The sequence below is a fragment of the Nitrospira sp. genome, from assembly GCA_037045225.1.
In the GTDB taxonomy this organism is placed as follows: domain Bacteria; phylum Nitrospirota; class Nitrospiria; order Nitrospirales; family Nitrospiraceae; genus Nitrospira_A.
Genome location: JBAOHZ010000009.1, coordinates 3,111,386 through 3,124,907 on the forward strand (window position 1 = coordinate 3,111,386; position 13,522 = coordinate 3,124,907).

10 protein-coding genes are annotated in these 13,522 nt (G+C 59.2%); 9 read left to right on the plus strand and 1 reads right to left on the minus strand.

Going from position 1 to position 13,522, the window contains the following annotated elements:
• Positions 1 to 154: 154 nt before the first annotated feature.
• The 3 genes from aroB to V9G17_15560 all read left to right on the plus strand — a co-directional run bounded on the left by aroB (position 155) and on the right by V9G17_15560 (position 3,256).
• Entirely contained in the window at positions 155 to 1,312 is a 1,158-nt protein-coding gene (gene aroB, locus V9G17_15550; GenBank protein ID MEI2754011.1) for a 3-dehydroquinate synthase, read from the plus strand.
• Between the two features lie 7 nt (positions 1,313 to 1,319).
• Positions 1,320 to 2,579 carry a GAF and ANTAR domain-containing protein gene (locus tag V9G17_15555; protein MEI2754012.1) on the plus strand — a complete coding sequence of 420 codons (1,260 nt, stop codon included), beginning with the start codon at positions 1,320 to 1,322 and terminating at the stop codon, positions 2,577 to 2,579.
• Between the two features lie 299 nt (positions 2,580 to 2,878).
• Positions 2,879 to 3,256, plus strand: coding sequence for a hypothetical protein (locus V9G17_15560; GenBank protein MEI2754013.1), 378 nt, complete (start codon positions 2,879 to 2,881; stop codon positions 3,254 to 3,256).
• Between the two features lie 89 nt (positions 3,257 to 3,345).
• Here the strand turns inward: V9G17_15560 and V9G17_15565 are convergent, their stop codons facing one another.
• A complete protein-coding gene (locus V9G17_15565; protein ID MEI2754014.1) occupies positions 3,346 to 4,209 on the minus strand; it encodes a hypothetical protein in 864 nt (287 codons plus the stop codon).
• 382 nt (positions 4,210 to 4,591) lie between these two features.
• On the opposite strand from V9G17_15565, the gene V9G17_15570 reads away from it, so the two are divergent.
• The 6 genes from V9G17_15570 (at position 4,592) to glnA (ending at position 13,381) form a co-directional block, all read left to right on the plus strand.
• Positions 4,592 to 6,364 carry an NAD+ synthase gene (locus V9G17_15570; GenBank protein ID MEI2754015.1) on the plus strand — a complete coding sequence of 591 codons (1,773 nt, stop codon included), beginning with the start codon at positions 4,592 to 4,594 and terminating at the stop codon, positions 6,362 to 6,364.
• A 134-nt stretch (positions 6,365 to 6,498) separates the two neighbouring features.
• Positions 6,499 to 7,377 (plus strand): DUF6733 family protein, encoded by an 879-nt coding sequence (locus tag V9G17_15575; GenBank protein MEI2754016.1) that lies wholly within the window; start codon positions 6,499 to 6,501, stop codon positions 7,375 to 7,377.
• Between the two features lie 75 nt (positions 7,378 to 7,452).
• Positions 7,453 to 8,784 (plus strand): ammonium transporter, encoded by a 1,332-nt coding sequence (locus V9G17_15580; protein ID MEI2754017.1) that lies wholly within the window; start codon positions 7,453 to 7,455, stop codon positions 8,782 to 8,784.
• 111 nt (positions 8,785 to 8,895) lie between these two features.
• Entirely contained in the window at positions 8,896 to 9,234 is a 339-nt protein-coding gene (locus V9G17_15585) for a P-II family nitrogen regulator (GenBank protein MEI2754018.1), read from the plus strand.
• Between the two features lie 44 nt (positions 9,235 to 9,278).
• Positions 9,279 to 11,921 (plus strand): [protein-PII] uridylyltransferase, encoded by a 2,643-nt coding sequence (gene glnD, locus V9G17_15590; protein ID MEI2754019.1) that lies wholly within the window; start codon positions 9,279 to 9,281, stop codon positions 11,919 to 11,921.
• Positions 11,922 to 11,971: 50 nt separating this feature from the next.
• The gene (gene glnA, locus V9G17_15595) at positions 11,972 to 13,381 is read left to right on the plus strand and encodes a type I glutamate--ammonia ligase (protein ID MEI2754020.1); all 1,410 of its coding nucleotides are present in this window, start codon (positions 11,972 to 11,974) and stop codon (positions 13,379 to 13,381) included.
• The last annotated feature ends 141 nt before the right edge of the window (positions 13,382 to 13,522 follow it).

A 13,522-nucleotide genomic window follows, 5' to 3' on the forward strand; every position in this document is an offset into this window, starting at 1 on the left:
GTTTCTCCCCCCTTTAGCGATCGCGTGTACGATTCAGTTTCCATCAACACCGCAAGGTGTCCGGTGGAGGCGTATGCTCGTGCCTCGTTCTGTGAGCCGTGCCGCCTTTGCGGTCGCGTTACTTGATCCTGTCTCCTCATGGGTGTGATATCTGATGCCAGCGTCTCGGACCAATAAGCCTTCCTCCTCTATTCATGTCGAACTCGGGGCGCGAAGTTACTCCATCGTCATACGACGTGATCTGTTGCAGGATCTCGGCGAGGAGCTGACGCGTCTCAAGTGTGCAGGCAAGGTAGGGATTGTGACTGATCGCAATCTTGCCAAGCACTATCTCCCCCAGGTGACTCGCCGGCTCAAGGCGGCCGGGTATACGGTCGTGTCCATCGTGCTGCCCGCCGGAGAGCGAACGAAAACCCTTCGCTCCATCGGGACGGTGATGGATGCCCTCGTGGCGGCCAGATTTGAGCGTTCCTCGACATTGCTGGCCCTGGGGGGCGGTGTCATCGGCGACATCACCGGGTTTGCCGCCGCGATCTATCAGCGTGGTATCCCGTTCGTACAGGTCCCGACGAGTTTGGTAGCGCAGGTCGATTCAAGCGTCGGCGGCAAGACAGGTGTCGATCACCCCAAGGGGAAGAATTTGGTCGGGGCCTTCAACCAGCCGCGCGCAGTGTTCATCGACCCTGCGATGTTGGCGACTCTGCCTCCGCGCGAATGGAAAGCCGGTTTGGCAGAGGTCATCAAATACGGCGTGATCGCGGACGCGGCCTTCTTCGATTACCTGGAACGGCATATCGAAGCGATCAATCATTTGACGGACGATACGGTTGCCCACATTGTGAAGCGGTCCTGTGAGATCAAAGCACAGGTGGTCTCGGAGGATGAGCGAGAAGCCGATCGACGGCGGATTTTGAACTTCGGTCATACGATTGGGCATGCGCTGGAATCCCTCGGCGGCTACCGGGGATTCATTCACGGGGAGGCGGTTGCGGTCGGTATGGTCTATGAGGCCGACCTGGCCCGGCACCTGGGCTATTGTGGAGAAGAGGTGGTTGCGCGATTGCGTGCCCTGGTGAAAGCAGCCGGATTGCCGGATCGGCTGCCAAAGGTGGCGTTCAATGCGTTGTGGGCCGCCATGCAACAGGATAAGAAAGTGTCCGCCGGCACGATTTATTGCGTGGTGCCGGAGCGGATCGGGGCAGTACAAATCATCCCGCTGGAGAAGAGCCGGACTCGCGACTGGTTTCAGGATGTGCGTGCGCGGGAATCCGGCAAGCGAAAGAGGGAAACGCCTATGAGACAGGGCCGGTAGGAGCGGAATGGCGGCGAAACGAACGTTGATTCAAGTCGAACAAGCCCTACGGGAAAAGACTCGGGAGGTGGATGTTCTTCATCGCATCAGCGAGTCGATCAGCAACACGCTCGACTTGGAGGCCGTGCTGCGGCACATCGTGGATATGGTCGTGGAAGTGACCAAAGCCGATGCCTGTTTGTTGTATTTGTTGTCTGATAACCGGGACGAGCTCATCCTGCGAGCCTCCAAGAATCCCCATCCGAAGCTGATCGGACGGATTACCATCGGGATGGGCGAGGGCATCACCGGGTGGGTCGCGCGGGAGCGGACACGTGTCGTCATTCCCAACAGCGCCAGCGATGATACCCGCTTTAAGTTTTTTCACAACCTTCCGGAAGACCGTTACCAGGCCTTCGTCTCCGTGCCGATCACGACCAAGCAGGAAGTCGTCGGCGTGATCAATGTGCAACATAAGCGGTCGCGCCGCTACCGGCCCGACGAATTGGCCCTGCTTTCGACCATTGCCACGCAGGTTGGGGGCGCCATTGAGAACGCTCGTCTGTACGATCAGATGACGCGCAAGGCACTGCAGCTGGATACGCTGTCTCAGGTTTCGGAAACCGTGTCCTCGAATCGATTGATCGAGGATGTGCTGCAATTGATTGTCACCATGACGGCCCAAATGATGGGATCGAAGATTTGCTCCATCATTCTGTTGGAGCAGACGACCGGCGAACTTCGGATTGCGGCGACCCAGAGTCTGAGTGAGCAGTATCGGCGTAAGCCCAACGTGAAGGTCGGACAAAGCATTAGCGGGCGTGCTGTTCAGGATCGTCGGCCGATCATCGTTCCGGATGTCACCAAAGAACGGTCTTATATGTATCCGGATATGGCCGCAAAGGAAGGCCTCTGCTCACTCTTGTGCGTGCCGATGCTGGTGCGGGAGAAGGCGATCGGGGTGATCAATACGTATACCTCGAAGCCGCATACCTTCACAGCGGAGGATGTAAAGCTGATGCAGGCGATTGCCAATCAGGCCGCGATTTCCATTGAGCACACGACGTTGGTGGAGAAATCGTTCGAGATGCAGGAAGCCCTGCAAGTCCGCAAGCTACTCGATCGGGCCAAGGGGTATCTCATGCGGTCGAAACGTCTCTCCGAAGATGAGGCGTTCAAGTTGATTCAGCGGCAAAGTATGGATCTCCGCAAGTCCATGCGAGAGATTGCCGAAGCCATTCTCCTCGCTGGTGAAATCGAAGAGCGGGCTGATAAGGGCAGGGGGTAATCCCCGCTGGGCAACGTTTCGGCCAGTGGAGAGGGCGCAGGCCCTGGCACTTGGATCGATTTTCGCGGTGCCGGGGGCGACCGCGAATCGTGTTTTCCGCAAGACTTCCCGCTCTGCGTGTCTTCGGTCTCCCCATTCTGTTTCGTGGGCGGTACCCGCTTGGAGGGCTCCGGCGGTGGAATCGACGTGTGCCCCTCCTGACGGCTCAGTGCCACAGTTAACGGATGCCGCTGAACATCCACACAGTAATGAACGTAGCAGCGCATGTTCGAGCCCGTCTGTGAATAGCGGAGGTTGGGATGGCGAGGAGACAACGAGCGGCCATAGTTCTTCTGCTGGTCCTTGTGACAAGTGCCTGTGGCATCAGGCAATACACTCCGTTGGTCGGGGCTGACCGGGGTGAGGTCGAACAGCTCACAGAGAACGTCTACCGTGTTGAATATCGCGTGAGCTCATTTACCTCGCAGGAGCAACTCGATGTCTACCTGCGGCGACGCTGCGCGGAATTGACGTTGCGCGAGGGCTACGATTTCTTCCGCCTGGCGCAGCGGGCCGATGTGCTGGCACTCTCACGGCGCACGTCGATGACCGTGACGATGTATAAGGGCAAGAAGCCGGTCGGCGCGGATGACGTGTATGATGCCAAGGAAGTGCTGGCGCAGCCGGAGCTACGCTGACGCCTGTGCTCATGGGGTGGGAGCGGTGCGTGTCGCCTCCGATTTCCGCTCCGTGACGGGTGAGTGGTCCCTGGTTGAGGACACGAACGTTATGGGAACGGAGCTGGCTTGCGAGGCATGACCTTCGGTTTCGCCTTGGGAGCGGCGAGTTCTTTATCTGCCAGCTGATGCCGCACGGAGTCCAGCTCCGCTTTCACTCGCTGCAGCTCTTCCGCCTGTTTCACAACCAGATCTTTCGTCGCTTGCAGCTCCTGTTGGAGGCGACTCTGGTCGGGCATTGGAGTAGGCAATGTTTTCGATGCCGTTCCAGCCGCGATCGGCTCCGCCGTCTGGGCCGCGGTTGGCGGCGGCAGTTGCTTCAGGGCATTCATCGAGACGGCGATCCGTGGTTGGTCCGGCTCGATGATCATCCAGGATTGCGGGGTGTCGGTGTGTACCACGGCTTCTCCTGGCCGAAAGGCGAGTGTGTAGGACGCGAGTTGGCCATCGGTTTGGCCTGGTTTGGTCCGGTAATGTGAGAGGGATACTCGGAATAGGTTGCGGTACACGTATAGGGTTCCATCCGTGATAACCCCATCGTCCTTCACGGAAAACTTGACGCGTTGATTCTGCTCGGCCTCCGCAAGGGCCTTGCTGATGAACGGGGCGAGGAACACTACCTCGTCATGGGAGAAGAGCGGATAGCCGGTGACGCCATCTGTCGGTGTTGCGCGTTCGATGCCGGAGATGTGAAGTCCGGAGAGGAGGAGCGTGACCTGAGCTGACTGAATCTCGGCAGGATGCGACGCTTGGAAGCTCCCCGATGGGCCACTATACCGTGCGGTGGTCCCCCTAGTGTCTAAGCGCTCAAGGGAGACGGCACCCAACGGCCCGTCGCCGATCCGTACGAGGTGGCTGGTGCCGTTGCAGGCAGAGAGGAATAGCCAGGAGAGGAGTGCCCCGATGACCCACATGGGGGAGATCGGACGTCGTTCTGGTCGGCTGCGGATTGGTGTGCGCGTCCTCTGCATGCGGCGGCATTCTATCATAGCCGGCCGAGTGAGCCGCCTGATTTTCCTTAGAAAAAGGAGGGGCAAATGGTTGACAGCCCGTCTTAGCCGGTGGTATACACTCCGAATGATTTTCGGGGACAATGGCGTCTCCGACGGGCACTGCGTTCAGAACGACATAGCCGAACCGGACAATGACGTCCTCCGATCCACAGCATGGGGTCAGAGGGCGTTTTTTTTTATCTGATGGTAGCCGTCGGCACACAGCGATCAGCCATTAGTGCCGGTTGTCGAAGATCTGATGGTTCGCAGATACGCTGACTGCTGATTGCCGAGAGTCTTTTGTATGCGTTCGCTTCGAATTGCCATGGCCCAGATGAACCCGACCGTCGGGGATATCGTCGGGAACACGCGCTCGATCCAAGCCTGGATCAAGGACGCACGACGGGCAAAGGCCGATCTTGTCGTCTTCCCCGAACTCGCTATCACCGGGTACCCGCCGGAGGATCTGCTGTTCAAGCCCCGCTTCATCGCAGACACCCGTCGCGCGTTGAAGGCGGTCGCGGCGGCTGCGCGTGGCGTGGTCGTTGTCGTCGGGTCCGTCGGTCAGGGGGCGGCCTCGGTGTCCGAGTCGGATGCTCCGTCATTTCCGTCGACCGATCGACAGGCGTTGTATAACGAGGCGTCGCTGGTGTCTGACGGACGGATTCTCGCCACCTACCGCAAACGTCATTTGCCGAACTACGGCGTGTTCGATGAGAGCCGGTACTTTCACCCCGGTTCTCGCCTGCCGTTGTTGGTTTTGAACGGTACCACGATCGGGGTGAACATTTGCGAAGACATCTGGTTTTCTGACGGGCCCACCCGTGCACAGGCTGCGGCGGGTGCCGAGGTCATCGTCAATATCAACGCATCGCCGTTCCATGTCGGGAAGGGGCGACTGCGCGAACAGGTGCTGGCCACCAGAGGCCGTGAGAATCGCGTGATCGTGACATATACCAACACAGTCGGCGGGCAGGACGAGTTGGTCTTCGACGGCTGCAGCATGATTGTGGACCAGGCGGGCGAGATCGTCGCGCGGGGGAAGGCGTTTGAGCAGGATCTCATCGTGGCGGATCTCGATGTCGCGGCTGTCGGGCGGGCGCGCATGGCTCAGGGACGAAAGGCCCCTCTGTCGCCGCGCGTGGCGGCTCTCATCGACCGGGTCGATGTGCGTCTGCCTGTGAGAAGGACGTCGAAGTCGGTCGTGGTTCCGGGTCTGGAGCCTCCGTTGGGTCGGTTGGATGAGGCCTATCGCGCCTTGGTCCTCGGGGTACAGGATTACGTTCGCAAGAACGGGTTTAAGCGTGTCGTCATCGGATTAAGCGGCGGGGTGGACTCGGCCATCACCGCGGTCATCGCCGTCGACGCCGTGGGGGCGGAGAATGTGCTGGGGGTGTTTATGCCCTCGCCCTATACGTCGCGGGCCAGCCGCGAGGATGTCGCGGACATGGCTCGCCGGTTGCACATTCAGGTCGATACCATCCCTATCACCACGATGTTCAAGACGTATGTGCGTGCCCTCAGTCGATCCTTTGAGGGACGACGCCCGGACACGACCGAAGAAAATCTGCAGGCTCGAATCAGGGGCAACCTGCTGATGGCCTATTCGAACAAGTTCGGTCATCTGGTGCTGACCACCGGAAATAAGAGCGAGATGAGTGTCGGATACGCGACGTTGTATGGCGATATGGCCGGCGGGTTTGCGGTGATTAAGGATGTGCCGAAGACCATGGTCTACGAGCTGTCGCACATGCGCAATCAAGTCGGGCCGGCCCCGGTAATTCCGAAGCGTGTTCTTGAGCGGGCTCCGACCGCGGAGTTACGCCCCGATCAAAAAGATGAAGATAGTTTGCCCCCCTACGCCATCCTCGATCCGATTCTCAAGGCCTACGTCGAGGAAGACCGCGCCTTGGAGGATATTGCCGCGATGGGATTCGATCGGGAGACGGTCGCACGGGTGATCGCGCTGGTGGATCGCAGTGAATACAAGCGGCGACAAGCGCCGCTGGGGATCAAGATTACGCATCGAGCGTTCGGGAAGGATCGGCGCATGCCGATCACCAACGGGTACCGGTAGTACAGGCAGCAGCAGGATCGACAACGACGTCGGTCATCACCACTGGCAACGGCGCCAGAGAGACGGACTCACAGACCCAGCACGAGGAGGGGCTGTGAGCGGGCACTTTCACTTCTTCTCTCATTGGAGGCGTCATGAGTATGTTGGTTGGCCGAAAGGCACGGACATGGGTGTTGGGGCTGGCATTGTTGGCAGGGCTCGGAGGCGGGGGGCTCGGCACGGCACAAGCCGGGACAACAGACGATTTGATGGACACGACCAAACATCCTGTGTCGGTGACCATGGCGATGCAAGCCGACAGTTTCTTCGGGTTCAATCCGTCAATCTACGGGACCTATGGATTGACCGACAACATTGCCCTGGCGTTCAGCTTTACGTATTGGACCCAGATCAGCGGTGTGGGGGTGCACGACAACGCGCCGTGGCTTGAGACGGATGTGGGTCTGAACTTTACCTTTCTGGAAAAGCGCTTGTCCATCACGCCCATGATCGGGTTTGTGCACGGCAGTCTGTTATCCTCCCGCGGCGGGTTCTTTCCCAACGGGGGCGGCAGTGTCAACGAACGAACCACCGCCTTTGAAGGCGCTGTTCCCACCATCATTGCGAATTACATAGACGATCGCTTCGAAGGTGAGTTCTACATGGGCTACTACAAGGCCATCCGGAGCGAAGGCGGAGACGGGGGCGGTGGGGCGACCGGGTGCAACGGGTTGGTGGGTACGAATTGCTTGGGTACGAGTCAGACCGGTGGCCGGGGCACGTGGGATTTCCTGCATTACTGGGCGAACGCTGGTGTACGGGTGAACAGCATGTGGTCGGTCGGGGCACACTATGAGCATTTGTTGACGACGCGTGACAGTAGCGCGCCGGGAGCGGCTCAAGATTACTATCGCTGGCTCGGACCCTATGTTGAAATGAAATTGCCTGGAAATATGGCCTTCCGGTTCACGGCGGGCAAAGACCTGACAGACAATCAAGATTTTTATAAATTGAAGTTCACGAAGACGTTTTAGGCTCTTGCCTGGGCCTCCTCCTTTGCAGAGTGAAGGGGGAGGCCTCTTGGCAAGCGGCATAGCCGAAGGAGGAACATGGTGAAGGCATCGGCACAGCGGAAAACGATCGTCGTGGGCATAGTCGGGGGCCTATTCCTGCTTTTAGGAATGGGCAGTGGGCCGGCCTGGGCCGAGCAAGCGCCACTTAAAGTCGATACCGGAGATACGGCGTGGGTTCTGGTGTCCTCAGCATTCGTGCTGGCGATGCTCATGCCCGGCCTCGCGCTGTTTTATGGCGGTCTGGTGCGCACCAAAAACGTGCTCGGCACGATCATGCAAAGCGTCATGATTCTGAGCGTAGTGAGTCTGCTGTGGATCCTGTTCGGATATAGCCTGGCGTTCGGGCCGGATCATGGCGGTCTGATCGGTGGATTGGACTGGGTCGGGCTCAGTGGGGTCGGTAGCGAACCGCATCCGGTCTACGGCCCGACGATTCCTCACCAGGCCTTCATGTTGTTCCAATTGATGTTCGCCGCCATTGCACCGGCGTTGATCACGGGTGCGTTTGCCGAGCGGAAGCGCTTTACGTCGGTCGTGCTGTTTGCCGCCCTGTGGTCGATCTTGGTGTATGTGCCGCTGGCGCATTGGATCTGGGGGGGCGGATGGTTGGCCAAGTTGGGGGCGTTGGATTTTGCCGGTGGCGCCGTCATTCATATCAGCTCAGGGGCAGCGGCTCTGATCTGCGCGATTGTGCTAGGCAAGCGTCGAGGATATGGAACGGATTATATGGCGCCTCACAATCTGCCGATGACGTTACTTGGGACCGGGTTCCTCTGGTTCGGCTGGTTTGGATTTAATGGTGGCAGCGCGCTCGGCGCCAACGGGGTGGCAGTGTCGGCCATTCTCGCGACGCATGCTGCGGCGGCGATGGGCGCCATCGCCTGGTGTGTGGTTGAATGGGCACATCGCGGCAAGCCCACGGTGCTTGGGATGGCCAGCGGCGCGGTGGCGGGACTCGCGACCGTGACCCCGGCGGCGGGATATATCGGTCCCATGTCGGCCATTGCCATTGGTTTGGTCGCCGGCATGACCTGTTATGCCGCGATTGTCTGGAAGGGGCGATTCGGCTATGATGACTCGCTTGACGTCGTGGGGATCCATGGAGTCGGAGGGGTGATCGGAATTCTGGCCACCGGACTTTTCGCCAGTAAAGCGGTCAATGCCGGAGGTGCCGATGGATTGTTTTTCGGTAACCCCAGCCTCCTCGGCATCCAACTCTTGGTTGTGGTTGTCACGATGACGTTCACGATCATCGGCACGTTTCTCATCCTCAAGCTGGTGGATTCTCTGACCGGGCTACGGGTGTCGTCTGAGGAAGAAGCGACCGGTTTGGATTTGAGCCAACATAACGAGCGGGCGTATTCATGAGTGAAGCCAGCTCAGCGCAATCGGCCATCAGTCGTCAGCAAGATTGTCAGGACTCTTTCCTCGCCTGAGAGCTGACCGCTGACGGCTGAGAGCTACTCCCTGGAGGCAAGGATGAAATTAATCGAAGCCATCGTTAAACCGTTCAAGCTCGATGAAGTGAAGGACGCCCTGCTGGAGATCGGCATTCAGGGTATGACGGTCACGGAGGTCAAGGGATTTGGCCGCCAGAAGGGGCATAAAGAGACCTATCGGGGGCAGGAGTACACGATCGAGTTTGTGCCGAAGGTGAAGATCGAGGTCGCGGTGAACGACGGTCAGGTGCAGCGTGTGCTCGAAACGATTACGCGTGCCGCCAAAACCGGCAGCATCGGCGACGGAAAAATCTTTGTGCGGGACCTCACCGCTGCCGTCAGGATTCGTACGGGCGAGACGGGGGAAAGCGCTCTCTAGGTATGTCGCACGCTGTGAAAGCGGATTCTCATACGGAGCAGGACGTGGCTCCCGCGTCGGTGTCCCAGTTGTTGGCTGAGCAGCGGCAGGCCATTCAGCAGCGGCTGCTTGCGGGCGCTTCGGGCGACGAGGTGGTTACGGCGACCACGGACATGGTCGATGGAGTCATCATCGGCCGTTACCGGACTGCGGCGCGCACCGGCGGCGAGTCGCTCACGACGGCAGGATTCCAACATTGTTGCCTGGTGGCGATCGGTGGGTATGGCCGGCGGGAATTGGCGCCCTGCTCCGATATCGACCTCATGTTTCTGTTTCACCCTGACGCCGCGAAGGTGATCCCCGAGCTGGTGAAGCAGGTGCTCCATCCGCTATGGGACAGCGGGTTCCAGGTCGGCCATAGCGTGCGGACTATTCAAGACTGCGTGGATTTGGGGCTCGCCGATCTGACGGTCCGAACGTCGATGATGGAGGCCCGTTTCCTCGCAGGGAGCGCGGATCTGTTCCAGCAGTTTCATGCGCGATACGTTCGAAAAGTCGCGTCGCACGGGTTCGACACCTACCTCGAGCAGAAGGTGGCCGAGCGGCAGCGCGAGTATCAGAAGTTCGGTGAAACGGTCTATCTTCTGGAGCCAAACGTCAAAAAAAGCAAAGGCGGATTGCGAGACCTCCATCTACTGCAATGGATCGGGGCTGCGCGCTTCCAGGCCGCCACGATTCGTGAGCTATCGGATCGCGGGATTCTCTCGCAAGCCGACTATCGGGCGATTAAGGAGGCAAGGGAGTTTTTGCTGCGCGTCCGCTCGTTTCTCCATAGCCGGGGCGGTATGGCGCAGGAAATTCTTACGTTCGACGAACAGGTCTGGTTGGCCACACATCTGGGCTTCGCCGACCGGCCGCATTTACTCGCCGTCGAACAGTTTATGCAGCAATACTATCGGCACACGATGGGGCTGCATGCGGCATTGATGCGATTTGTCGAGCGTTGTCGCCGGCGCTCCTTGTGGCAGCGGGTGGTTCGATGGTTGCCGTCTCCCCGGATCGATCGGTACTTTGTGCTCGATGGCGAGGCGCTGACCGTGCCGGTCGAGTTGCGATCTCAGGTTCTGGCGCAACCCGCCTCGCTGCTGAAGCTCTTCGATTTGGCGAGGTCGCGTCGTTTGACGATCGACCCGTCGCTCCTCGAAGACATTCATCGTCAGGCAGAGACGCTTTCGGTCGAGCAATTTCATACACCCGAGACCGGTCGTACGTTCCTGTCGATTCTGGCGGGGCCCGGTACGGCGCGGGCACTGGAGGCGATGCACCGCGCGCATCTCCTGGAGAAATTGGTACCGGCCTTTTCGCGCGTGCGCGGGCTGATGCAATTCAACCAGTACCACAAGTACACGGTCGATGAGCATAGCCTGCTGGCCGTGGCGAAGGCCGAAGCCTTGGCCGAGCATCCCGGTGTGCTCGGTGAAGTCTACCGGGAGATCAAGCGGAAGGATTTGCTGCATCTGGCGTTGTTGCTCCACGATCTGGGGAAGGGGCACGAGGAAGACCACAGCGAAGTTGGCAAACGGTTGGCGGAAGAAACGGCCGCCCGATTGGGGTTTGATGAGCGAGACTCGCTGACGTTGGTCATGCTGGTCCATCGCCATTTGCTGATGGCCCATACCGCCTTCCGTCGCGATCCCTACGATGACAAAGTGTTGCTGCCGTTTGCGCGCGAAGTGGGCACGCCGGAAGTGTTGCGCAAGTTGTTGGCCCTGACGGCCGCAGATATCGCCGCAGTCGGCCCGGATGTTCTAACCAAGTGGAAAGAGTCGCTGTTGATCGAGTTATACCTGCGGGCCATGCAGGAGGTGTCCGGCGAGCGTGAGACGGCGGATGAACCGCAGCGCCTGGCGCGTATTGCCGACGACGTGGCGTCACAGCCGGAGGCCGATCGGGATCTCCCGTCCGACAAGGGATGGATCCGGTCTGAACTGGAACAGTTCCCGCTCCGATACGTCTATGGGACCAGTCCCAGGCGTATTGCCGCGCATCTTGGGGCCATTCGTCGGTTACAAGCCGGGGGCGTGGTGGTGGAGACGGAGTTTAATGCCCCGTTGGGAACCTGCGAATATGCCGTCATTGCGTACGACGATCTGATTCCGGGTCTGTTTTCGAAGATCGCCGGCGTCATGGCCGCGGGCGGATTGCAGATTCTGGATGCCCAGATCGTCACGCGAAAAGACGGCGTGGTGGTCGATACCTTCCAGGTGGCCGATCCGGACTATCAGGGGGCTCCGCCTGTTGAGCGCCGCGAATCGATTGCCGGCACAATCACGGAGGTGCTGACGGGGCGTCAGGCTATTGAGTCGATGATGCGTCGCGGAGCCAGGCTGAACATGGGGCGGTCCTTACCAGCACACCGGCAGCCGGCGGAAGTGCGGATCGACAATGAAACGTCCGATCGCTTTACCATTCTGGATGTTTTTGCGGATGATCGGCAGGGATTGTTGTACATTATCACGAACGCGATTTTTCAGCTGGGGTTGTCGGTGCATGCGTCCCGGATTTCCACCCGGCTCGATCAGGTAGCCGACGTGTTTTATGTGACGGGGATAGATGGGAAGAAAGTGGAGGAGGCCGGTCGGCTGGAATCGATTCGGGCGTCGATTCTCACTGAAATCGAGCAGTTTCTCGGGGCTCATGCGGCGTAAGTGACAGTGTGTGGGGCGGTTATTTTATCGGCGGTTGAAAGGAGGAGGGGATGAACGTTCGTGAGGTGTTAGATTTTGCAAAGAAGAATAAGGTCCAGGTCGTGGACATGAAGTTTGTGGACCTGATCGGCACCTGGCAGCATTTTACGATTCCCATGAGTGAACTGACGGAAGGCCTGTTCAAGGACGGCTCCGGGCTCGACGGGTCGTCGATTCGCGGCTGGCGAGCCATCAACAACAGCGACATGCTGCTCGTGCCGGACCCGGCAACCGCCTGCATGGATCCGTTTTGTTCGGTGCCCACATTGAGCCTCATCGGCAATGTCGTCGATCCGATCACGCGTGAAATGTACGATCGCGATCCGCGATACATCGCCCAGAAGGCGGAGAAATATCTCCAGAGCACCAAGATCGGCGACACCTCCTACTGGGGGCCGGAAGCCGAGTTTTTCATCTTCGATCATGCGCGGTACGACCAGACGAACCACAGCGCCTACTACCACATTGATTCCGACGAGGGCGTGTGGAACATGGGGCAGGAGGGCGTGAACCTGGGCGGCAAGATCCGACAGAAGGAAGGGTACTTCCCGGTTCCGCCGACCGACACGCAGCAGGACATCCGCACGGAAATGATTCTCGAAATGGAAAAGGCGGGCATCGCTACTGAGAAACATCACCACGAAGTGGCCACGGCAGGCCAGGCGGAAATCGATATCCGTTTTGATAGCCTGCTGAGAACCGCGGACAAGATGATGATGTTCAAGTACATCGTCAAGAACGTGGCGCGGCGGCACGGCAAGACGGTGACCTTCATGCCGAAGCCGATTTTCGGCGATAACGGATCGGGCATGCACACCCACCAGAGCATCTGGAAGGAAGGGAAGCCGTTGTTTGCCGGAAAAGAATATGCCGGCGTGTCGCAGATGTGCCTGCATTACATCGGCGGCATCTTGAAGCATGCTCCGGCCCTGGCGGCCTTCACCAACCCCTCGACGAACTCCTATAAGCGGTTGACGCCCGGCTTTGAAGCCCCGGTGTTGCTGGCCTATTCGAGCCGGAACCGGTCGGCTGGTATTCGGATTCCCATGTATTCTCCAAGCCCGAAGGCGAAGCGGATCGAAGTGCGCTTCCCGGATCCAGCGGCCAATCCTTATCTGGCGTTTTCGGCCATGCTGATGGCCGGATTGGACGGGATCGAGAACAAGATCAACCCGGGAGAGCCGGCTGAGAAGGATCTGTACGATCTCGAGGCCAAGGAAGCGGCGAAGATTCGCACGATGCCGGGGAGCCTGGATGAGGCCCTCAACCACCTGGAGAAGGATCATCAGTTCCTGCTCAAGGGCGGGGTGTTCAGCGAGGACCTCATTGAGGCCTGGATCGGGTATAAGCGGACCAAGGAAGTGGACACGATGCGGTTACGGCCGCACCCGTATGAGTTCTTCCTGTATTATGACGTGTAGCCAGAGTTTTCTCGTTGAGAGGGCTTGACGAGTCCATGGGGCGATGGTATACATGCAAAGGTTGGGTGAGAACAGGCAACGACGCCTGATGTGATCCCAGCCCTACATACGGTACACGGACAAAGGCGTCCGTCATTCTTC

Excerpts from the sequence above, each read along its gene's own strand:
- aroB (MEI2754011.1), top strand. The coding sequence starts at position 155 with ATGCCAGCGTCTCGGACCAATAAGCCTTCCTCCTCTATTCATGTCGAA.
- V9G17_15570 (MEI2754015.1), top strand. The coding sequence starts at position 4,592 with ATGCGTTCGCTTCGAATTGCCATGGCCCAGATGAACCCGACCGTCGGG.
- V9G17_15585 (MEI2754018.1), top strand. The coding sequence starts at position 8,896 with ATGAAATTAATCGAAGCCATCGTTAAACCGTTCAAGCTCGATGAAGTG.
- glnA (MEI2754020.1), top strand. The coding sequence starts at position 11,972 with ATGAACGTTCGTGAGGTGTTAGATTTTGCAAAGAAGAATAAGGTCCAG.
- V9G17_15575 (MEI2754016.1), top strand. The coding sequence starts at position 6,499 with ATGAGTATGTTGGTTGGCCGAAAGGCACGGACATGGGTGTTGGGGCTG.
- V9G17_15580 (MEI2754017.1), top strand. The coding sequence starts at position 7,453 with ATGGTGAAGGCATCGGCACAGCGGAAAACGATCGTCGTGGGCATAGTC.
- V9G17_15565 (MEI2754014.1), bottom strand. The coding sequence starts at position 4,209 with ATGTGGGTCATCGGGGCACTCCTCTCCTGGCTATTCCTCTCTGCCTGC.
- V9G17_15560 (MEI2754013.1), top strand. The coding sequence starts at position 2,879 with ATGGCGAGGAGACAACGAGCGGCCATAGTTCTTCTGCTGGTCCTTGTG.
- V9G17_15555 (MEI2754012.1), top strand. The coding sequence starts at position 1,320 with ATGGCGGCGAAACGAACGTTGATTCAAGTCGAACAAGCCCTACGGGAA.